Here is a 21,116-nt window from a genome sequence, read left to right as displayed (position 1 = left end):
CCGCGAGCAAAAACTGTACCCGCCGCCGCTTCGCCTCTGCTAATGACCTTTCTCATGACCGATCCGACCCGCCGCCGTTTTCTCCTCATATCCTCGGGCTTTGCCGCCACCGCGCTTGCGGGCTGCGCGTCGTCCTATGTGATGACCACGCCACGGGCGACGCCCGTTTCCTACGTCTCGCCCTCCGCCGCGCAGGCGGCGCTCAACGCGATGCGCCGGGACGAGGACCTGCCTGAAGTGAGCCACAATGCCACGCTCCAGGCGGTGGCCGACGAGCAGGCGGCGATCATGGCGCGCACGGGCAATGTCGCGCATACCGCCGAGAGCGGCGAAGCGTTCATCACGCGGCTGCGGCGGCAGAATTTCTGGGGCGGGGCGGGCGAAAACCTCGCGGGCGGCCCGCCGACGCTGGAAGCGGTGATCGATGGCTGGATGACCTCGCCGACGCACCACAGGGTCATGGTCAACCCCGACTACCGGCAGTTCGGCCTTGCCGTTCGCCGCGGACCGTCGACGGCCAACAACTCGTACGGGACCTACTGGGCCCTCGTCATGGGCGTCACCCCGCCCGCGTGGGCGCAGGTTTAGCCGGCCCGACCCAAGGCGAAGAACCCGGCCTACGCGCTCTCGCGCGCGTGCTCCTGCTTCTGGTGCAGGATCCGTACGCCGTGTTCGATATCGCGCTGGATGACGAAGTGGGTATAGGTGCCCCCCGCGCGGCGTTCCCTGCGGTAGTCCTCGTCCTCCTCCATCAGCCGCCGGCGGTCGGGACCGAAATAATCCCCGGCCTGGAAATAATCGAGCTTGCGGTCGAGCTGCAATTCGAGCCGGCCCACCAGGTGCGTCATGGCGCAGGGGAAGGCGACGATGTCGTCGAACCCCATTTTGAGGAAGTGCTTGAGCGAGGCCACGCTCTGGTCCTTGGTGAAGACCACCATGGGCATGAATTTGACGTCGCGCTCGTGGTGGTGCCGGATCGCGATCATGGTTTCGCGCAAAACGTCCTCGCCGAGTTCGTAGTGGGCGAACAGGAACTGGACCGGCGTCTTGCGGACGCGGCGCGCGATGTCGTCGACGCCCAGGAACCCATAGGTCTCCTCGAAGCCCGCCGTATGGGCGAGCTTTTTGCAGCGTTCGATCCACGCCTTGTCCGTGGCCATCACGATGGCCGTGCATTTGTCTAGCATTCCGGCCTCCTCTCGTTGGAATGCCTACGAATGCGCCCTCCTCGCCGCGCATTGCACGGCGCGGGGCCATTGTGCCTGTCGAGTGTTAACCAATTCCTCCACCCGCGCCGGGCGCAATCGCGCGGATCGCGCCCCTTGCCCCGAATCCCCATTCGCGCCAATCTGCGCCGCAAAAAGCGACACCACCACTTTCGGGCGCGCCTGCCCCCGCCATATCCGGGACCGACCTTCTCATGCACCTCGTACTCGTTGACGGATCGAGCTTCATTTTCCGGGCCTATCACGCCCTGCCGCCGCTGACCCGCAAGTCCGACGGCTTGCCCGTGGGGGCGGTTTCGGGGTTCTGCAATATGCTCTTCAAGCTCTATGACGATCTCAAATCGCGCGAGGCGCCGACCCATCTGGCGGTCATTTTCGATTATTCGGGCAAGAGCTTCCGCAACGATCTCTACCCCGAATACAAGGCACACCGCCCCGAAGCGCCCGAGGACCTGATCCCGCAATTCCCCTTGACGCGCACCGCCACCCGCGCCTTTTCGATCCCCTCGATCGAGCAGGAAGGCTACGAGGCCGACGACATCATCGCCACCTACGCCACCCAGGCGCGCGAAAAAGGCGCGATGGTCACAATCGTTTCGTCCGACAAGGACCTGATGCAACTGATCGGGCCGGACGTCTCGATGCTCGACACCATTGCGCGGCCGGGCCAGCCGCCCCTGCGCTGGATGGGGCCCGAGGAGGTGGAAAAGAAGTTCGGCGTCGGCCCGGACAAGGTCGTCGACGTCCAGGCGCTGTGCGGGGACGCCGTCGACAACGTCCCCGGCATCCCCGGCATCGGGGTCAAGACCGCGGCGCTCCTGATCAACGAATATGGCGATCTCGACACGCTCCTCGCCCGCGCCTCGGAGATCAAGCAGAACAAGCGCCGCGAGACGATCATCGAGAACGCCGAGATGGCGCGGATTTCCCGCGAGCTCGTGCGGCTGAAAACCGACGTCCCCGTCGAGGTGCCGCTCGAGGACCTCGTGCGCCAGCCGCTCGAGGCGAAAACGCTGATCCCGTTCCTCAAGGCCATGGAATTTTCCGCCTTCACCCGCCGGGTCGCGACGGCGCTCGATGTGGACCCGGACGATTTTTCCGCCGACACCGGCCTCAGCGCCTCCGCGGACGGGCATTCGGGCGAGACCGGTATCGCGGCGGATACCGGAGCCGCCCATGCGACCGCCCACGGCCCGGCCGAGCATGCCGAAGCGGTGCTCGCGAAAATCGCCGCGCTCCCCATCGATTACGAGGCTTACGAGATCGTCCGCGAGCCCGAGGCACTGGCCGCCTGGGTCGCCCGGATCATCGAGACGGGCCACGTTGCGATCGACACCGAAACCACCGGGCTCGACAATCAGCGGGCCGATCTCGTGGGCATCTGCCTTTCCACCGCGCCGGGCAATGGCTGCTATATTCCTGTGGGCCACACCGTGGGCGAGGGGGACATGTTCGGCTCGGGTCGCGCCGAAGGCCAGATGCCGCCCGAAACCGCGCTCGCCATGCTCAAGCCCGTCTTCGAGGACCCGGCGATCCTCAAGATCGGGCAGAACATCAAATACGACATCGGCATGCTCGCGCGTTACGGCGTCGACCTTAACCCGGTCGACGACACCATGGTGATGAGCTACGCCATCGACGGCGCGCGCAACAACGGCATGGACGCGCTCGCCCAGCGCTATCTCGAGCACACGCCGATCAAATTCTCCGACATCGCGGGCACCGGCAAGGCGCAGAAGACCTTCAACCAGCTGGAGATCGAGACCGCCGCGAAATACGCCGCCGAGGACGCCGACATCACCATGCGGCTCTGGCACGTTCTAAAGCCCCGCCTCCCCGCCTATTCGGGCACGACGATCTACGAAACCGTCGACCGCCCGCTCATCCCCGTGCTCGCACGCATGGAGGGGCGGGGGATTTCGGTCGACCGGCAGATCCTTTCCGAGCTTTCGGGCGATTTCGCCCAGCGCGCCGCCGCGCTCGAGGCCGAGGCGCACGAGATCGCCGGCGAGCGGTTCAACCTGGGGTCCCCCAAACAGCTCGGCGACATCCTCTTTGGCAGGATGGGGCTCGAGGGCGGCACCAAGACCAAGACCGGCGCATGGTCGACCGGCGCCTCGGTGCTCGACGATCTCGCGGCCAGGGACGTGCCGCTCGCCAAGGTCATCCTCGACTGGCGCGGGGTGACCAAATTGAAATCCACCTATACCGACGCGCTGCCCGAATATATCAACCCGCGCACAAAGCGCGTGCACACCTCCTACCATCAGGCCGCCGTCGCCACGGGGCGGCTCTCCTCGACCGACCCGAACCTCCAGAACATCCCCATCCGCACCGAGGACGGGCGGAAAATCCGCACCGCCTTCGTCGCCGAGGACGGCAATCTTCTGATTTCCGCGGACTATTCGCAGATCGAATTGCGCGTTCTCGCGCACATCGCCGATATCCAGGCCCTAAAGGACGCCTTCGAGGAGGGCCTCGACATTCACGCGATGACCGCGAGCGAGATGTTCGGCGTCCCTATCGAAGGCATGGACCCGATGATCCGCCGCCGCGCCAAGGCGATCAATTTCGGCATCATCTACGGCATTTCCGCCTTCGGGCTCGCCAACCAGCTGGGCATCTCGCGCTCGGAGGCGGGGGAGTACATCAAGACCTATTTCGAGCGCTTCCCGGGCATCCAGGATTACATGGACCACCAGCGCAAGACGGTGAAATCGCAAGGGTTCGTCTCGACGATTTTCGGGCGCAAGATCCCGTTCGAAAACGCCAACACCAAAAACCCCTCCGAACGCGCCTTCATCGAACGCGCCTCGATCAACGCCCCCATCCAGGGCTCGGCCGCCGACATCATCCGCCGCGCCATGATCCGCATGGAGCGGGTTTTGACGGAGAACCAAATGGCAGCCGACATGCTCCTGCAGGTGCACGACGAGTTGATCTTCGAAGCGCCGGCGGAGAGCGCCGAGGCGGCGATCCCGTTCATCTGCAAGACGATGGAGGGCGCGGCAGAGCCGGCGTTGAAGCTAACCGTGCCGCTCAAGGTGGATGCGAAGGCGGCTAAACATTGGGGGGAGGCGCATTAGACGTCAGGGCTATGCACGACAAGTCTAAGAGGCTTCAGCTTATTCCTCCCACCTGCTGCTCTCTTCTCCGTGAGCTGTTCGAGGAGTTCCAGCCCAAACCGTATTACTTTTTGCTCTAACTGAGCATAGGAGGGTCTATAGGTTTCAACTATGGGTTGCGGCTTTCCTCCTACGCCCGAGTAGGGGACAAATTGCCCATCCTTCTTGCGCTTGGTACGTTCAAAAAATTCACGATACCGTCTTGGGGTGACTCCATAGAAATGCTCAAATCGACTAGCTGGATAATCGCGGTATTTCCCGCGATCCGAGCCATCCACCTCAACTGAATCCGAATGAATTTCCGAAACTAAACTCTTAGGATACGGTTCCAAGTAGTAAACCTTTGCAATGCCACTGGCCACGATATGCTTTGCGCACATATGGCATGGAAACGTGGTCGTAAATAATACGGCATTTCGAACAGAATGGCCATGCCGGGCGGCATCCATAAGGGCTCCCATTTCTGCATGGACTATTCTTCCGTATTCAAGAGCATCCATCGCTCTTGAATTTTGAACATCTACTCTATCCAGAAAGCTCCCAAATTCTGCTTCGGATGGAGTTTTTCCCTTAACTAGCGTGTAAAACTCCCGAGCCACAGTTTTTTTGAGGTCATCATTGGTATCGATCTCAAGTCGATACTCTCTGGCATCTATACCTTCCGAGTCACTCCAATAGGTGCCGCCGCCACCCTTGGGCACTTCATTGGAGCCCATAGCCAAGACCTCTCCCGCTTCTGTAAAAATCGCCGCGCCCACCTGTCTCGATAAATCTAGCGTGCGGAGCGCTGCCACTTTTGCAGAATACATTCCATATTCGAGCCTAGTAGGAGAAATGGCATTTGATCCAAAAAGTAATTCACAGAATCTTCTAATTTGCATTCCAATAGAAAGATTTACAACTTCTGTGTTAACGATGAAATCAGCGCCGTGGAACGTTTTTCCAACCCGTTGCCCATGAGGTTTTGTGGCTTCATTTTCATCGTCCGCAATCAATTCTAGCGCCATGCTGTCTGCCGTTTTTCCATCAGTCACTGCCAGATCTTTTGTAACCTTTGAGGCAATGAACCTGGCGCGCGTCTCGCGCCGCGCATATACTGATATTTGGAAAAATAGATTTCCATAAACCTTTCTAAGAAGGTCTATCTCTTCTGGCCTTTTGCATTGATCTATAATGAAAACACGCCGCTCATAAGTTTGGTGTTTTTCTTCGTTGGACAATTCTTCGTAGTGCTGCGTTCGAAGCCTCGCTATCGAAAATATCGCTGCTGCAGCTAGGATTTCATTTCGCTCAAAGCGCTCCCGGAGTTCATCCCCAAATTTTATGTAGTTCTGAACCCGATCAATATAGCCCGTGCTCGTGATTGGGTGTCTTCCACCGACCTGAAGGTGCAGGATCGGAAACACATCCGTCACTTTGACGTGAATCGGTGTGTACCCTTTCGCCTGGAACTCGCTGGTAAGGCTTTTTCTAACGTCGGTGGTGTCGACACCAACGGGCGCAACAAGCCCGACAAAAATCTCGGGATACAGCAGACGATTTAGCACACTTTTCCCCCAAACTGCCTTAACCAGATGGTAACAGATTGTTACGATTCTTTAAAAGAATCATGTTTGGAGGCCTATCATGACCAAAATCAAGGGATATGTTGAAAAGCTCCTTCATGACTGCGACGAGCAGTATAAATCATGGTTGGAAGCTGACTTAAGCGGCCGCCGAGATGAGGATGATGAACACGACAATCATGAGCGGCGAGCTACTGAGAGCAACGATAATAGCGATAGGATGATAGAGGTTTAGCGAGACACTGCACCACTTCCTCACCGCCCAATCCCCCATATACTCCACGGCTCTCGCCGAACTGCGCGATGGTCGCAAACGCACCCACTGGATGTGGTTCATCTTCCCCCAGATCGCGGGCCTCGGCCACTCTCCCATGAGCCAGCGCTTCGCCCTCTCCGGGCTCGACGAGGCCCGCGCCTATGCCGCCCACCCCGTCCTCGGCCCACGGCTTCTCGAATGCACGCGCGCCGTCCTCGGGCACAAAGATAAATCCGCGCACGCGATCTTCGGCGCCCCCGACGATCTCAAATTCCGCTCCGCGATGACCCTCTTTGCCCGCGCCGTGCCAGAAGAGTGCGCATTCCGCGAAGCGCTCGAAGCGTTTTTCGGCGGGGAGGAAGACCCCGAGACGATCCGGCGGCTCTGAGCGCCCGGGAACGCCGCCCGCCGCCCGCGCGTTTCTTTTGCGCGCACGCGCCACATGCGTCCGAACTCAGCGAGAAATCGCCCAGCCCGAAGCCGCACGGCTGTCGGGTTTTCGCGCTTGCGCGGAACTCAACGGGCTCGCGGGGGTTCACCACAGGACAAAAAAATGTACGCTTGAAAAAAAACTAGAGGGCTCAAATCACTATGCGCGCCACTTCCGCCGCCGGCTTTTTGCCGCGCCTGCTCGTCACACTCATTCTCGCGCTGATGCCCGCATTGGGCACCGCGCCGGCCTGGGGACAGGCTGCGGGCGGTGGGGACGCGCCGGCAGAGAGCGTCGAGGGGCGCGTTGAGGGTGCCATCGACACGCTCATCGGCATCCTCGAGGACGAGGAAGCGCGCGAGGCGTTCATTGCCGAACTTCAGGGCGCCGTCGCGGCGGCGGGCGAAGACGCCGAGGAGAGCGGGCTCGATATGCGCTCGGTGGGGGGCGAGATTGCCGCCTTCACCCAGGGGCTTGTCGAGGGCGCCGTCGCGGGGGCCGTGGATTTCTGGGATCAGCTGGCGGCCGCGCCGCAGACCTTTTCGGCGCTTACGGCGGGCGAACTGGGCCAGATCGGCCTCATCCTCGTCGATCTCGCCGCGCTGGTGGCCATCACCTATGGCGTATTGATCCTCCTGCGCCGGTTTCTCGGAGGGCTGCGCGGGCGGCTGCGCGATGCGGTCGCGGCCGAAGGGTTCATCGCCAAGCTGATCGGCATTTCGCTGGGGTTCCTGATCGATATCGGCTTTGCCCTCGTGCCCTGGGCCGTGGGCTATCTCGCCGCGCTCACCGTGCTGGGCAATCAGGGGCAGATCAATTTCTCCCATTCGCTCTATCTCAACGCCTTCCTCGTCATCGAGATCACGCTTGCGGTGATGCGCGTCATCTTGGCGCCGCGCCGGCCCGATCTGCGGCTGGTTTCGGTCTCCGATACAACCGCCCGTGGCGCCATGGGGTGGGGACGGACGCTGATTTCGCTCTTTGTCTACGGGCAGCTTCTCATGCTGCCGCTGGTCACCCGGCTGGTCGATCCGCAGGCGGGCCGGGCGCTGTCGGTCATTGTGCTGCTGATCATCCTCGCGCTCATCGCGTCGCTGGTCATGGCCATTCGCCGGCCTGTTGCGCTCAAGCTCGCGCGGCGCTGGCGCATTCACCATGCGGGGCGGGGCAAGCATATGGCCGCGCGGTACTGGGCGGTGCCGATCCTGATTTATCTCGCGGTGCTCGCGCTCATCGTCATCGTGCGGCCGACCTCGGGCTTTTATGCCGTCATCGTCGCCAATGCCGAGATCGCCGTGGCGATCCTTGTGGGCATGATCGCCTATAACCTCATCACCCGGATGATCGGCGGCGGCATTTCGCTGCCGCACAACATCACCGAGCGCGTGCCGCTGCTTGAAAAGCGGCTCAACGCGTTTGTGCCGCGCGTGCTCTATGTGGTGCGGCTCGTGGTGGTTCTGGCCGTCATCGTCTTCTGCCTCAACGCGCTCGGGGCGTTCGACGTCTTCGCCTTCCTTGAAAGCCAGATCGGCTACCAGCTTGCAGGTACGACGATCACCGTTGCGGTCATCCTCCTCGTCGCCTTCGCGGCGTGGCTGGTGCTCAATTCCTGGGTCGACTACCGCATCAACCCCGATTACGCGACAGGCGTTTCCGCGCGCGAGAAAACGCTGCTCGTGCTGTTGCGGAACGCCGTCACCATCGCGCTCATCGTCATCGTCCTGATGTTCGTTCTGGCCGAAGTGGGGCTCAATATCGCGCCACTGCTGGCCTCGGCGGGGATCATCGGGCTGGCCGTCGGGTTCGGCGCGCAAAAGATGGTGCAGGACATCATCACCGGCGTCTTCATTCAGCTCGAAGGCGCGATCGATGTGGGCGACGTGGTGCAGATCGGGGGCATTTCCGGCGTCGTGGAGCGCCTGACCATCCGCTCGGCAGCCTTGCGCGACCTCGAGGGCGCCTATCACATCGTGCCGTTCTCCTCGGTCGATGTGGTCACCAACTATATGCGCGGCTTCTCCTATGCGCTGCTCGATATCGGGGTGGCCTATCGCGAGGATACCGAAGAGGCCAAGAAAGCGATCTACGACGCGTTCGAGGAATTGCGCGCCGACCCGGAGAACGCCAAGGTCATCATTGGCGATCTCGAATGGATGGGGCTCAACGAGTTCGGCGCCAGCGAGATCATCCTGCGCGCCCGCATCAAGACGCTGCCGGGCAATCAGTGGGCGCTCAAGCGCGCCTACAATGCGATCCTCAAGCGCATCTTCGACGAACGCAACATCGAGATCCCGTTCCCGCACCAGACCGTCTATTTCGGCGTCGACAAGGCCGGCAACGCCCCGCCGCTCCATATGGTGCGCGACGATACCGAAGAGACCGAAATCGAGGCGGAAGCGGCCGAACCCCGGTCCAAACGCCGCCGCCGGCGTTCAAACAAGGACGAGGTCGGCCTGCCCGCCGCCGACGAGGGGACCGATGCGGGCGATCCGCCGCAATAGGCGCATTCCGCAAGGCTATGGCTGCCGCCGGAGACCGGGTTCGCTCCCGATCAAAACTTGGTCTTCGGGGCTAGCCGCGCGGGCGCGGCTCTGTTAGTCAGAAGTGCTTCTTTAACGCCAAGGAGCTTCCCGCCCATGCCCGCGCTTGCGCACCCGTTCGACGCCGTCATTTTCGATATGGACGGCACGCTGCTCGATACCGAATCGGTCTTCCGGTCGATCGTTTTCGATGTCTGTGCCGAACTGGGCTACGAGATGCGCGACGAGGTGCATCTGCGCATTGTCGGGTCCTCGCACGAGGCGACCGAGAAGATGCTGGTCGAAACCTTTGGCGTCGCCTTCCCCTATACGCTTTTCGACGAAAAGTGCCGCTCTTTCATGCACGACCGGACCAAGGACGAAGGCGTTCCGGTCAAGGCCGGGGCGCGCGAGCTCATAACTGCGCTCAAGGACCGGGATATCCCCGTGGCCGTCGCCACCAGCTCGCGCAAGCCCCATGCCACGCGGCACCTCTCGCATGCGGGGCTGTTCGAGCTTTTCGACACCATCGTCACGCGCGACGACGTCGCCAATCCCAAGCCGCACCCCGAGCCCTATCTCACCGCCGCGAGACGCCTCAACGCGCGCCCCGCCCATTGCATTGCCTTTGAGGATTCCCATTCGGGCGTCCGGGCCGCGCACGCGGCGGGCATGCGCACGGTGATGGTGCCCGATCTCGTCGGCCCGACCGAGGAGATCGCTGCGCTCTGCGCGGCGGTGCTCGACAGCCTCGTTCACGCGCATGACGAGATGTTCCTCGCCTCGTAGACCGATGCTGCCTCTGCGAAGCATTTGCATTTAAAATCAAGAAGATAGACAAGACGCCCGGACGGGTTTATGCCGGACGCATGAGCAAGCCCGTCCAACTGGCCATCGGCAGTATCGTCATCGGCGTCCTCGTCCTGGCGCTCAAATACTGGGCGGCGGCGCTCACGGGGTCGGTCGCGCTTTATTCGGACGCGCTCGAATCGATCGTCAATGTGGTGACGGCGGTTGCCGCGCTCGTCGCGGTCTCGCTCGCGCAAAGGCCCGCCGACGCGGCGCTGCCTTACGGCTATCACAAGGCCGAATATTTCTCGGCGGTTGTCGAGGGCGTTTTCATCCTCGTGGCTGCGCTCATGATCTTCTCGGAAGCCTGGCGCGCGTTCGAAAGCCCGGCCATGCTCACCGCGCCGGTCGAGGGGCTTTCGATCAACGCGGTGGCGAGCATAATCAACGCCATCTGGTGCTTTATCCTCATCCGCGCGGGCCGGCGTTTCTCCTCGCCGGCGCTCGAGGCGGACGGGCAGCACCTTTTGACCGATGTCGTCTCCTCGGCGGGTGTCATCGTGGGGCTCATCGTCGCCATCGTAACGGGCCTGGAAGCCCTCGATGCTCTCATTGCTGTCATCGTGGGGTTGAACATCCTGTGGTCCGGCACGAGGCTCATCGCCCGCAGCGTCGGCGGCCTCATGGACATCGCGGTCCCGAAAGAAACCCTTGAAACTCTTAGGGAATTAATCAGCGCCAATGCCGAGGGCGCCATCGAGGCGCACGATCTGCGCACCCGCCGCGCGGGCCGCATGACCTTCATCGACTTCCACCTCGTGGTGCCGGGCACGATGAGCGTGGAGGCCGCACACGCCATCTGTGACCGCATCGAAGCGGCGCTGAAAGATGTGGCGCCTCAAAGCCTTATCACGATTCACGTGGAGCCCGAGGACAAAGCCAAACACACCGGCGTCCTGGTCCTATAGCGAGGGCGCGTAAAGCGCTTCCTTCCGCATTTCGAGACGGCCCTGCAGAGTGAAAAAGACGATGCTGGCGGCGATACAATAGCCCGCAAAAAACGGTCCCTGCGCGGCGACAGACACGCCCTGGTCGATAAAAACACCAACGATTCCAGGCCCTACGGCCGAAGACAGGACCATGGCGGACGTCGCGATCGCCCGCACCGATCCAAGGTGCCGCGTGCCGTAGAGCTCGGCCCACATGGCGTTCATGATGGTCCCGTTGGCGCCATTGGTGAAGCCGTTCAGAAGAAAGAACGCCGGGATCACCCAGAAGGCGGAGAACTGCCAGATCAATAGATGCGAGAGCGCGGCGGGCAGCAGGAGAAAGGGCAGCAGCCTATAGGCGCCGAAGCGATCGATGAGCCACCCGCTCGCCATCGAGGAGATGACCGAAGTGACTGACATTACGGGGAAAAACGCCGCGAACGTCAGAAGCCCCCAGCCCTTGTCGGCGACGAGATTGGTCTGGTGGAAAAAGATCGCGGTCGAGATTGCCGGCATTGCCAGAAGCCCGATGAGCACGGGCCAAAAGACAGGGTCGGCGAGCACTTTGCGCCGCGTCCACTGGCTGCCGGTGTGCTCGGTGCTCGCGGCGTCGGGATTGGTAAACCCGGCAGCCCGGGCGCGTTTTCCGTCCGGCGGGTTGGCAAAAAGAAAGACGATGGCCGGCGCCAGAACGAGCGCCACGACCGCAGCCGCGACGAGCCAGACGCTGCGCCAACCGATCGCGGCAATACCGAATGCAACCAGCACCGGAAGGATGGCCTCGCCGGTGTTGAGCCCCAATTGCGAGATCGCCAGGGCCCGCCCGCGAAAGCGGTTGAACCACCGTGAAATCGCCGTCGCGGCATTGTGGGTCGTCATGCCCTGGCCGAAAAACCGCAAACCAAACAACGCGATGCCCAAAACCAGCACGCTCGGCGCAAAGCTGATTGTCAGGCACATGATCGTGAGACCCGCGGCAATTCCTCCGGCGAGCACGGCGGCCGGGAGCCTGTCGGGAAGCGTACCGGCCCATATCAGGCATATGGCCGAGCACAGCGTCGCCGCCGTGTAGATGAGACCATACTGCCCGTCCGACAACCCGAACTCGGCGCGGATCGCGGCGCCGAACAGCGCGATGAACAGGGTTTGCCCGGCGAGCGATGAAAACATCGCAAGGTATCCTCCGCCGATCCACTGAATCTGGCGCGGGGTCAGTTCTCGCAATGGGGGTGAAGGTGCGGTAAGTGACATGTTAGTGCAGTTCATAGGCAATCGCGGGCCGTCTGTCACGTCCGAAGCCGCAGACGAGGCGTATTTGGTTCAAATTGCACGCATTTGCCTAACCCCACGCCAAGTTGAGGTCTTTACCCCCGGTCCCATAACGGGTTAAACAGAAGGCCGTTAACCATCGATTAAGCTTAATAATGCGTTAATCGATTGGTCTTTGTAGGGTCTTCCGCGCATGAGGGCGCCGGGCAGAAATGTCCGGAAGACGGGGGCAGAAGGAACGATGGCGCTTAGCGGCAACGCCACCGATGGCATAAAACGGCGCATTTTCGGCGCCATGATTTCCACTTTTTTGCTGATGGTTTCGGTGCCGGCGCAAGCCGATGAGGCCCGTGCGCTGACGCCCGAACTGCTCGCGGAGTATGTCGCGACGTCGTTTGTTCCCACAGAGGAACGCAAGGAAATTGCGGCGGCGGAGCGCTATTGCCTGGCCCAGGCCGTCTATCACGAAAGCCGCGGGGAACCCGAAGAAGGCCAATGGGCGGTTGCCTCGGTCATCCTCAATCGCGTCGAGTCGGCGCGCTATCCCGACAGCGTTTGCGGCGTGGTGTTTCAGAATGCGCATATGCGCAACCGCTGCCAGTTCTCGTTTGCTTGCGACGGGCGGCCCGACGATGGCGGATACGGCAACATCATCGACCGCCAATCCTGGGTGAAATCGCACGTCATCGCGCTTGCCGCCTATGACCAGTTCCTCGAGGGGGACACGCCCGCCGAAGGGCTTGAAACGGCGATGCATTTCCACACCACCTCGGTTTCGCCATCCTGGGCATCGGCCTATGCGCAGGTCGCCGCGATCGGCAACCACATCTTTTATTGATCCGCGTCCGGCGGCGGCTTGCAATGGCGCCAACGCAGTACCCATCGCCGCCAGGATGGCGTTGGGACGGTGGCTTGGGCTTTATGTCCGGTTTGAACCGCCTAGGTTGACAGCAACATTCTGACCCGGTCGGCAACGTCCTTTTGCATGCGATCGCTGGACCAGCCCGCACGGCCGCGAAACATGTAGCCTTGCCGGATATCGAAAAGCAGTGCTGCCCGTTCCCGCGCCGGGAAGGTCGGAGGCAAGGTGCCCTTTTGGATCTCGCGCTCGAAGCGTGCGGTCAACCTCTTCTCGGTGTCGTCGATGGCGGCGTCGACACGCTCGCCCACGCCATCGACATGCCCGACGCACGCCACGACGCTGGACGCGAGGAAACACCCCTTGGCGCCGCTTTCGTGCGCTGTTGCGGAGCGAATAACCTCGGACAGGAAGGCATGAAGCGCTTTTTCAATATCCTCTTCGCCTTCCAGAGCCACAAGCGGCGTGCAGGCGTCCGCCGAGCAGTAGTGGTCTATCGTCTTCAGGTAGAGGTCGCGCTTATCACCAAAAGCCGCGTAGAGACTGGGCCCCGAGATCCCCATGGCACCGGTCAGGTCACGCATCGAAGCTCCATCATAGCCCTTGACCCAGAATACCGACATCGCCTGGAGCAATGCGTTGTCGTAGTCGAAATTCCGGGGGCGGCCTAATTTTTTTGTATCGCTCAATATATATTCCTTGACGCACTCATGCGCCTCGCTTTATGTATCGATCCATACATAAAGGGAATCGCTTCAAGTGACCAGCAAAAAAGGCGCCGCCGGATCGGTGTTTCCGGCGATCGAACTTCCTGTGCTCGGCGGTGGCCGGCGCGAAATCTCAAAGCCCCGCAATGGGCTGGATTGGATGCTTGTGGTCGTCTATCGCGGCAAGCATTGCCCGCTCTGCACGACATATCTCAACGAACTCAATTCCGCCTTGCCGGACTTCAAGGCGCTCGGCGTGGATGTGATCGCCATATCGGCTGATAGCGAAGCCCGAGCGGCCGCGCACATGACGCAGATTTCACCGGCGTTCGATGTCGCGTATGGCCTGAGCATTCCGCAGATGCTGGAGTTGGGATTACACATTTCCGGCCCGCGAAACGGGATCGACGTCGACGGGCCCTTCGCAGAACCGGGTTTGTTCGTCATCGACGAGACCGGCACCGTGCAAATCGTGGACACCTCGAACGTACCTTTTTCACGCCCCAACCTGGAGTGGATTGCCAAGGGCATCGGCTTTCGGCGCGGGCCAATGAAAGACGCCCCAATCAACGGGACTTACGTCCAAACCTTAAGGAGTGAACATGTCTGAAATAACTGAAGCCACACTGCGCGCCAGGGTCGAAGAATTGATGAAAGCCGGCGTCAGCGCCGACATGGAAAAGCTCGACAGCATCTATCACGACAACATCGTGGTGATGGATCTGAGTATAGACGGGCACCTTGTGACTCTTGAAAAGAAAGACTTCATGGCGCTGCTGGAGCAGACGTTCAAGGACAAGAACCCGGACGACCACATGTGGGCCAGAATCCACAGCCTCACGGTGTCCGGGGATCGTGGACATGTTCTGATTTCGCGGAAAATTCCGGTCGGGGGGCCCAATAGGCTGATCGATCTGAGCATCGATTTCGTCTTCGAGGACGGACGCTGGCAGGTCACGCGCGAAGTGAACTTCAGCCGGCCGGACGCCGAAGCCGCCTGAGGGCGGACGGGGCCGTAACATCGGCCCTGCGCAGAAACAAAGGCCCCGCCGGAAACGGCGGAGCCTCTAGATATTGGCCTGGGTGCTTACTCGGCTGCGACGGCTAGCCGGGGTCCGGCTTCGGCAACCTGGGCGTCGGCGGCGCCGAACTTGGCGAAATTGGCCTCGAACAACGCCACCAGTTTTTCCGACTGACGGTCATAGGCGTGCTTGTCCGCCCAGGTTTCGCGCGGGTTGAGAAGCGCGGCGTCGACGCCTTCGACCGCTCGCGGCACCGCGAAACCGAAAACCGGGTCGATGCGGGTCTCGGTGTTGACGAGTTCGCCCGAAAGGGCCGCGTCCAGAAGCCGTCGCGTGTCCTTGATCGAGATGCGCCTGCCCACGCCATACGGGCCGCCGGTCCAGCCGGTATTGATCAGCCAGCATTCGGCGAGGCTGTCTTTCAACCGCTTTTTGAGCATGCGGCCATAGACCGTGGGGTGCAGGCTCATGAAGGGAGCGCCGAAGCAGGCCGAGAACGTGGCCTGGGGCTCGGTGACCCCGCGCTCGGTGCCGGCGACCTTGGCGGTATAGCCGGAGAGGAAGTGGTAGATCGCCTGCTCGGGGTTGAGGCGCGCGATCGGCGGGAGGACCCCGAAGGCGTCGGCGGTCAGGAGCACGACGTTGGTCGGCGTCGGACCCGTGCCCGTACGCGAGACGTTGTCGAGCACGTAAAGCGGGTAGGCCGCGCGGGTGTTTTCGGTCTTCGAGCCGTCGGCGAAGTCGGGTTCGCGGGTCTCGGGATGGAGCACCACGTTTTCGAGCACGGTACCGAACGCTTTGGTGGCGCCATGGATTTCCGGCTCGGCCTTGGCCGAAAGATTGATGGTCTTGGCGTAACACCCGCCTTCGAGGTTGAAGACGCCGTCATCGGACCAGCCGTGTTCGTCGTCCCCGATCAGGACACGCGCCGGATCGGTCGAAAGCGTCGTCTTGCCGGTGCCAGAGAGCCCGAAAAAGAGCGCCGTATCGCCATCCTTGCCGACATTGGCCGAACAGTGCATGGGCAAAACGCCCTGGCTCGGCGCGTGGAAGTTGAAGATCGAAAAGACGCTCTTTTTGATTTCACCGGCATAGGCCGTACCGCCGATCAGAACGATATTGCGCGAAAGATCGAGCGCGATGACGGTATCGCTATTGGTGCCGTGCTTTTTCGGGTCGGCCCGGAAACCGGGGTTGTGCACGATCGTGATGTCGGGCGCGAACCCCTCCAGCGCCGCGGCGGCGGGCCGGATGAGGAGGTTGCGGATAAAAAGCGCGTGCCAGGCAGAAGGCGTAAGCACCGCGATATTGTTCTGATGCCGGAGTTCGGCGCCGGCATAGAGCTGCTGGTGGAAAACCTCGCAGCCATCGAGCGCAGCGACGAAATCCTCGAGCAGCGCGTCGAACCTTGCCGGCGTCATCGCGTTGGCGTTGTCCCACCAGACAAGGTTTTCGGTCTTCTCGTCGCGAACGATGAACTTGTCCTTGACCGAGCGGCCAGTAAAAATGCCGGTATCCGCGACAAAGGCGCCATCGGCGCTCAGCGTGCCCTCCCCGCGGCGCACGGCGTATTCGACGAGCGCGGGCGCAGGGTCGTTGAGATACACCTTCTCGGCCTTGGCTGCGATGGTCGCGGCGAGGCTCTGGCAGGTCGTCTTCGTCATGGCTCAACTCTCAAACAGCGGTGAAAAACGGCACGGCGCGGCATTTTGGTGCCCCCGCCGACCTTGGCGATGACAATAGGCGCACCATATGGGTGGAGCCATCTGGCAATGGGTCTTAAGACGTTCGTCTAGGCGGCAAGACGCCCGGTGGACCGGCGTTGTGGCGTGTCCGAAAGGCGGAACCATTGGCCGTTGCCATAATTTACGCGTAATGTACGGGCCAAAACGCGACATCGAAAACAACAACTGGCCCGTTGACCGCGTCTGCGCCCGTTTTGTCTTGGGTCAGGTGCCAGTATAAAGGGAACCTTTATGCCGAAAATCGCGCTTGTCGACGATGACCGCAATATCCTCACCTCCGTTTCGATGACGCTCGAAGCCGAGGGCTATCAGGTTGCGACCTATACCGATGGCGCCTCGGGGCTTGAAGGGTTGAGCTCGGACCGGCCCGACCTCGCCATTCTCGATATAAAGATGCCGCGCATGGACGGGATGGAGCTTCTGCGCCGTCTGCGGCAGAAATCGGACGTTCCGGTCATCTTTCTGACGTCCAAGGACGAAGAAATCGACGAGCTGTTCGGGCTCAAGATGGGGGCGGACGACTTCATTACGAAGCCATTTTCCCAGCGGCTTCTGGTCGAACGCGTGAAGGCCGTGCTGCGCCGGGTCGCCGCGCCCAAAGAGGCCGGGGCGGTCGCCGTCAACGGGGAAGACGCCGGCGCCAGGGCGACGCTCGAGCGCGGCGCGCTGGTGATGGACCAGGAGCGCCACACCTGTACGTGGGACGGGCAGCGGGTGACCCTGACGGTCACCGAATTTTTGATTCTGCTTTCGCTCGCGCAACGCCCGGGCGTGGTCAAAAGCCGTAATGCGCTGATGGATGCGGCCTATGACGATCAGGTCTATGTTGACGACAGGACCATCGACAGCCATATCAAGCGGCTTCGCAAGAAGTTCAAAGCCGTCGACAACAGCTTTGACATGATCGAAACCCTTTACGGGGTGGGGTATCGCTTCAAGGAGCAGTAGTCCGTCATTGGACGACCGGATTTCGCGAGAGCCGAGCCGCACCGAAAGCGCGGAAGCACCCGATGCGGCCACCGGCAAGCCGCCGGAGACCGCACGCAGACCTTTTCTGCGTCCGGTCCTTGCGTTTGCGCGCGGGGTGGGCCGGGTTATCAATTTCACCTTCTTTGCCTCGCTCACCCGCCGAATCGTCATCCTGAACCTTGTGGCGCTGGCGTTGCTGGTTTCGGGTATCCTTTATCTCAACACCTTCCGTTCCGGCCTCATCGACGTGCGCGTGCAGTCGCTGCGGGTGCAGGGCGAGATCATTTCCGCAGCGATCGCTGCTTCGGCGACCGCGGATTCGGACGTCATCAGCGTCAATCCCGACCGGCTGCTCGATTTTTACCAGGGCCAGGTCTCCGAACCGTTCTCGTTCTTCGACCCGACGCTGCAGTTCCCCATCAATCCCGAACGCATCGCGCCGCTCCTGCGCAACCTCGTCACGCCGACCCGCACCCGGGCGCGTATCTACGACGATGCGGGGCTTTTGATCCTCGATTCCAACAACATCTATGCGAGCGGGGAGATCCTCCGCTCGACCGATATCAGCACGCCGGCACAAGGCGAGTTCTTCCTTTTCGAGTGGTGGAGCGCGATCTCGCGGTTCTTCGGTTCGGCCGATTACCCGCGCTACCAGGACTACGGCGTCGACGAGGGGCTTAACTACCCCGAAGTGTCCTCGGCGCTCAGCGGCTCTCCCGCCGATATCGTACGCGAGGACGAGCGCGGGCAGCTCGTCGTGTCGGTCGCCGTTCCGATCCAGCGCCAGCGGGCGGTGATCGGGGCGCTGCTGTTGTCGACCACGCCGGGCGACATCGACCAGATCGTTGCGCAGGAGCGCTGGAGCATCCTGCGGATCGCTGCAGTTGCCGCGACGGTGACGGGGCTCATGTCGGTCCTGCTCGCGGGGACGATCGCCGGGCCGATGCGGCGGCTTTCGGAGGCCGCCGAGCGGGTGCAGACGTCAATGCAAGCGCGGGCGGAAATTCCCGATTACACCGAGCGCTCGGACGAGATCGGGCATTTGTCGGGCTCGCTGCGGGCCATGACCAACGCGCTTTACAACCGCATCGAAGCCATCGAACGGTTCGCCGCAGACGTCGCGCACGAACTCAAAAACCCGCTGACCTCTTTGAGGAGCGCCGTCGAAACCCTGCCGCTCGCCAAGTCCGAGACCGACCGCGAGCGGCTGGCCGAGATCATCCAGCATGACGTGCGCCGGCTCGACCGGCTGATTTCGGACATTTCCAACGCGAGCCGCATCGATGCCGAGCTGGCGCGCGAAAACACCGACCCGGTGGATGTCGCGCGGCTCGCCGAGGCCATCGTCTCGATCCAGTCCGACCTTGCGGCAAAGCGCGACGTGCGGGTCGTTCTGGAAACGCCCAAGGGCAAGGGCGAACCCATCGTAAAGGGCCACGACAACCGCCTTGCGCAGGTGTTCACCAATCTGATCGACAACGCCGTGTCGTTCTCGCCGCCCGGCGGGACGGTGACCGTTACGGTGTCGATCGAAGGCGACACCATCGTCACCTGCGTCAAGGACGAGGGGCGCGGGATTTCGGGAGATACCGAAAAGGTGTTCCAACGGTTTTATACCGACCGGCCGGAAGGCGAATCGTTCGGCGACCACTCGGGATTGGGCCTTTCGATCTCGCGCCAGATTGCACAGGCGCACAAAGGCACGCTAGAAGCAGGGAACCGGGATGACCGATCAGGGGCGGTATTCAGACTCACTCTTCCACGGGCCAGATCGTGACGCAAAAACATAACACCCACGGCACCGGCATACTCGTTGCGCACCACGGCATTCTGCTCACCGGCGTTTCGGGTGCCGGAAAATCCCTCCTCGCGCTCGACCTGCTCGAACAGGCGAAGCTGCGCGGGGAAGACGCGCTCCTCATTTCCGACGACCGGGTCGATCTGAGCGTCGACGAGGACGGGCTGGTGATGGAGCCGCCGGCGACAATTGCAGGGCTGATCGAGTTGCGTGGACGCGGCATCGTAAAACTGCCCTACGCCGAATCCGCGCATGTGCATCTGGTGGTCGAGCTTGTCGACACCATGGAGCGGCTGCTCGAAGAGCGGGAATTGACGACCCAGATCCACGGCATCTGGGTTCCACGTTGCCCCGTACCCCGCCGCGGGCTGGTCGACGGGCTGCATCAGCGCTTCCTCGTGCACGCGGCGCTTCGCGCGCTCGGCGCGATGGCGTGATAAGCGGGGCAAACTACCCAATTATGACTTGAATCCAAATGCCTTCGGGACAACACTTCGCCCCGGTTGCGGCGCCTACTGACGGAAAGCTCAGCGTATGATTGGCATGGTCCTTGTGACCCACGGCAGGCTTGCAGACGAGTTTCGCGCCGCTTTGGAACACGTGGTCGGCCCCCAGGAGGCGATCGAGGCGGTTTCGATCGGCCCGGAAGACGACATGGAGGCCCGGCGCACCGACATCATCTCGGCGGTCGAGCGGGTCGAGAGCGGCGATGGTGTGGTCATTCTCACCGACATGTTCGGCGGCACCCCGTCCAATCTGGCGATTTCGGTGATGGAGGGCCGCAATATCGAGGTGATTGCGGGGGTGAACCTGCCGATGCTCGTAAAGCTTGCACGGATCCGCGCCGATGCCGATATGAAGGAGGCGGTGCGGTTTGCACAGGATGCGGGCCGCAAGTATATTAACGTCGCAAACGATGTGTTGGGCAAATGAGTGCAATGGCTGAACCGGACCGGGCCGTATGCCAACGGCTTACGATCTGCAACAAGCGCGGGCTTCATGCACGCGCTTCGGCCCGGTTCGTACGGACCGCGGATCATTTCGACGCGGAGGTGACGGTTACCCGCGACGGCATGACGGTGGGCGGCACTTCCATCATGGGGCTGATGATGCTCGCCGCCGGGCCGGGCTCGACCATACTCGTGCGCGCCACCGGCAATGAGGCCCGCGAAGCCATAGAAGCTCTGGCGGACCTCGTGACGTGCGGGTTCGACGAAGACAACGAAGCTGCCCAGGACCTGACGCTTTAAGCCGCAACGGGAGCACCATGATCAAGCGCACACTCTGCCTTGCCGGTGCTCTTTTCGGCGCGCTCACCTTTTCCCAGGTCCCCGAATACACCCAGTACTATACCCAGCGGCTTGGCGGCGCGATTGACGAGCTTGAAGCGGTGATCGCGCGGTTCGACGGCGATGCCGCCGCGAGCGGGCTGACGCGGGAGGAAGGTTTTGCGCGCTATGACGCGAGCGCCGATCCGTTCCTCAACGACCGCGGAACGTCGATACGCCGTGTCTTTGCCCGCTATGACGAGCTGACGACGCAGTTGCGAGAACTCAGGACCGCCGATCCCATCGAAAAGACCATGTCGCTGGCGCGCTATTTCGACAGCGACGTCGGCGCCGCCGCGCTTGAGGACTTCACGCCCGCCATCCCTGCCAGTATCGAAGGGCTCGGCTTTGCCGTCGCCGGGCTCGTGGCCGGGTACGCGTTGACATGGGGCGGCACCACCGCCGCGTCGGCGCCCTTCCGCCGCAAGATACGGCGCCCGAGGGTGGACGCTCGGCGTTAGGATATAAATAAATCTTTATATCTCGTATTGTACCGGACCGCCTGCCCGCGTATAAACCG

21 protein-coding genes are annotated in these 21,116 nt (G+C 61.9%); 16 read left to right on the top strand and 5 right to left on the bottom strand.

The window, feature by feature from the left end; genetic code table 11:
* Positions 1-54 precede the first annotated feature (54 nt).
* Positions 55-588, top strand: coding sequence for a CAP domain-containing protein (locus tag LSG43_RS01740; protein WP_231800795.1), 534 nt, complete (start codon positions 55-57; stop codon positions 586-588).
* A gap of 29 nt (positions 589-617) precedes the next feature.
* Here the strand turns inward: LSG43_RS01740 and LSG43_RS01735 are convergent, their stop codons facing one another.
* A complete protein-coding gene (locus LSG43_RS01735) occupies positions 618-1,187 on the bottom strand; it encodes a response regulator transcription factor (RefSeq protein WP_231800794.1) in 570 nt (189 codons plus the stop codon).
* A gap of 233 nt (positions 1,188-1,420) precedes the next feature.
* Here LSG43_RS01735 and polA point away from each other — a divergent pair, with 233 nt between their 5' ends.
* Entirely contained in the window at positions 1,421-4,312 is a 2,892-nt protein-coding gene (gene polA, locus LSG43_RS01730; protein ID WP_231800793.1) for a DNA polymerase I, read from the top strand.
* On the opposite strand, the gene LSG43_RS01725 is transcribed toward polA, so the two are convergent.
* A complete protein-coding gene (locus LSG43_RS01725; protein ID WP_231800792.1) occupies positions 4,309-5,898 on the bottom strand; it encodes an anti-phage dCTP deaminase in 1,590 nt (529 codons plus the stop codon). The genes polA and LSG43_RS01725 overlap by 4 nt on opposite strands.
* Before the next feature lie 79 nt (positions 5,899-5,977).
* Here LSG43_RS01725 and LSG43_RS01720 point away from each other — a divergent pair, with 79 nt between their 5' ends.
* From LSG43_RS01720 to LSG43_RS01700, 5 genes are all read left to right on the top strand, one after another.
* A complete protein-coding gene (locus tag LSG43_RS01720) occupies positions 5,978-6,151 on the top strand; it encodes a hypothetical protein (RefSeq protein ID WP_231800791.1) in 174 nt (57 codons plus the stop codon).
* Positions 6,152-6,158: 7 nt separating this feature from the next.
* Positions 6,159-6,560, top strand: coding sequence for a DUF1810 domain-containing protein (locus LSG43_RS01715; RefSeq protein ID WP_231802761.1), 402 nt, complete (start codon positions 6,159-6,161; stop codon positions 6,558-6,560).
* 203 nt (positions 6,561-6,763) lie between these two features.
* Positions 6,764-9,103 (top strand): mechanosensitive ion channel domain-containing protein, encoded by a 2,340-nt coding sequence (locus LSG43_RS01710; protein WP_231800790.1) that lies wholly within the window; start codon positions 6,764-6,766, stop codon positions 9,101-9,103.
* Positions 9,104-9,238: 135 nt separating this feature from the next.
* Positions 9,239-9,910, top strand: coding sequence for an HAD family hydrolase (locus tag LSG43_RS01705; protein WP_231800789.1), 672 nt, complete (start codon positions 9,239-9,241; stop codon positions 9,908-9,910).
* Positions 9,911-9,990: 80 nt separating this feature from the next.
* Positions 9,991-10,878 (top strand): cation diffusion facilitator family transporter, encoded by an 888-nt coding sequence (locus LSG43_RS01700; RefSeq protein ID WP_231800788.1) that lies wholly within the window; start codon positions 9,991-9,993, stop codon positions 10,876-10,878.
* On the opposite strand, the gene LSG43_RS01695 is transcribed toward LSG43_RS01700, so the two are convergent.
* Positions 10,873-12,069: an MFS transporter gene (locus tag LSG43_RS01695; RefSeq protein ID WP_231800786.1), complete on the bottom strand. Its 1,197-nt coding sequence runs from the start codon at positions 12,067-12,069 to the stop codon at positions 10,873-10,875. The genes LSG43_RS01700 and LSG43_RS01695 overlap by 6 nt on opposite strands.
* Positions 12,070-12,409: 340 nt before the next feature.
* On the opposite strand from LSG43_RS01695, the gene LSG43_RS01690 reads away from it, so the two are divergent.
* Entirely contained in the window at positions 12,410-13,006 is a 597-nt protein-coding gene (locus tag LSG43_RS01690; RefSeq protein ID WP_439651990.1) for a cell wall hydrolase, read from the top strand.
* Positions 13,007-13,107: 101 nt separating this feature from the next.
* Here the strand turns inward: LSG43_RS01690 and LSG43_RS01685 are convergent, their stop codons facing one another.
* A complete protein-coding gene (locus LSG43_RS01685; protein WP_231800784.1) occupies positions 13,108-13,716 on the bottom strand; it encodes a TetR/AcrR family transcriptional regulator in 609 nt (202 codons plus the stop codon).
* Between the two features lie 70 nt (positions 13,717-13,786).
* Between LSG43_RS01685 and LSG43_RS01680 the strand changes: the two genes are divergently transcribed.
* Positions 13,787-14,344 carry a peroxiredoxin-like family protein gene (locus LSG43_RS01680; RefSeq protein WP_231800782.1) on the top strand — a complete coding sequence of 186 codons (558 nt, stop codon included), beginning with the start codon at positions 13,787-13,789 and terminating at the stop codon, positions 14,342-14,344.
* Positions 14,337-14,735, top strand: a complete 399-nt coding sequence (locus tag LSG43_RS01675; protein WP_231800780.1) for a nuclear transport factor 2 family protein — start codon at positions 14,337-14,339, stop codon at positions 14,733-14,735. Before LSG43_RS01680 ends, LSG43_RS01675 begins: the two co-directional genes overlap by 8 nt.
* An 86-nt stretch (positions 14,736-14,821) precedes the next feature.
* On the opposite strand, the gene LSG43_RS01670 is transcribed toward LSG43_RS01675, so the two are convergent.
* Positions 14,822-16,420 carry a phosphoenolpyruvate carboxykinase gene (locus LSG43_RS01670; RefSeq protein ID WP_231800778.1) on the bottom strand — a complete coding sequence of 533 codons (1,599 nt, stop codon included), beginning with the start codon at positions 16,418-16,420 and terminating at the stop codon, positions 14,822-14,824.
* Positions 16,421-16,732: 312 nt separating this feature from the next.
* Here LSG43_RS01670 and LSG43_RS01665 point away from each other — a divergent pair, with 312 nt between their 5' ends.
* From LSG43_RS01665 to LSG43_RS01640, 6 genes are all read left to right on the top strand, one after another.
* Positions 16,733-17,449: a response regulator transcription factor gene (locus LSG43_RS01665; RefSeq protein WP_231800776.1), complete on the top strand. Its 717-nt coding sequence runs from the start codon at positions 16,733-16,735 to the stop codon at positions 17,447-17,449.
* 7 nt (positions 17,450-17,456) lie between these two features.
* Positions 17,457-19,247 (top strand): sensor histidine kinase, encoded by a 1,791-nt coding sequence (locus LSG43_RS01660; protein WP_231800774.1) that lies wholly within the window; start codon positions 17,457-17,459, stop codon positions 19,245-19,247.
* A complete protein-coding gene (locus LSG43_RS01655) occupies positions 19,244-19,705 on the top strand; it encodes an HPr kinase/phosphorylase (protein ID WP_231800773.1) in 462 nt (153 codons plus the stop codon). Before LSG43_RS01660 ends, LSG43_RS01655 begins: the two co-directional genes overlap by 4 nt.
* A 97-nt stretch (positions 19,706-19,802) precedes the next feature.
* Positions 19,803-20,201 (top strand): PTS sugar transporter subunit IIA, encoded by a 399-nt coding sequence (locus tag LSG43_RS01650; RefSeq protein WP_231800772.1) that lies wholly within the window; start codon positions 19,803-19,805, stop codon positions 20,199-20,201.
* Positions 20,202-20,206: 5 nt separating this feature from the next.
* Complete coding sequence (locus LSG43_RS01645) at positions 20,207-20,518, top strand: HPr family phosphocarrier protein (RefSeq protein ID WP_231800771.1); 312 nt, start codon at positions 20,207-20,209, stop codon at positions 20,516-20,518.
* Positions 20,519-20,535: 17 nt separating this feature from the next.
* The gene (locus LSG43_RS01640; RefSeq protein WP_231800770.1) at positions 20,536-21,057 is read left to right on the top strand and encodes a DUF2937 family protein; all 522 of its coding nucleotides are present in this window, start codon (positions 20,536-20,538) and stop codon (positions 21,055-21,057) included.
* Positions 21,058-21,116 lie beyond the last annotated feature (59 nt).

Source organism: Pelagibacterium xiamenense, from assembly GCF_021166475.1.
Lineage (GTDB): Bacteria > Pseudomonadota > Alphaproteobacteria > Rhizobiales > Devosiaceae > Pelagibacterium > Pelagibacterium xiamenense.
Note: the sequence above shows the minus strand (reverse complement) of the source record. Positions and strands in the feature narration are given on the sequence as shown.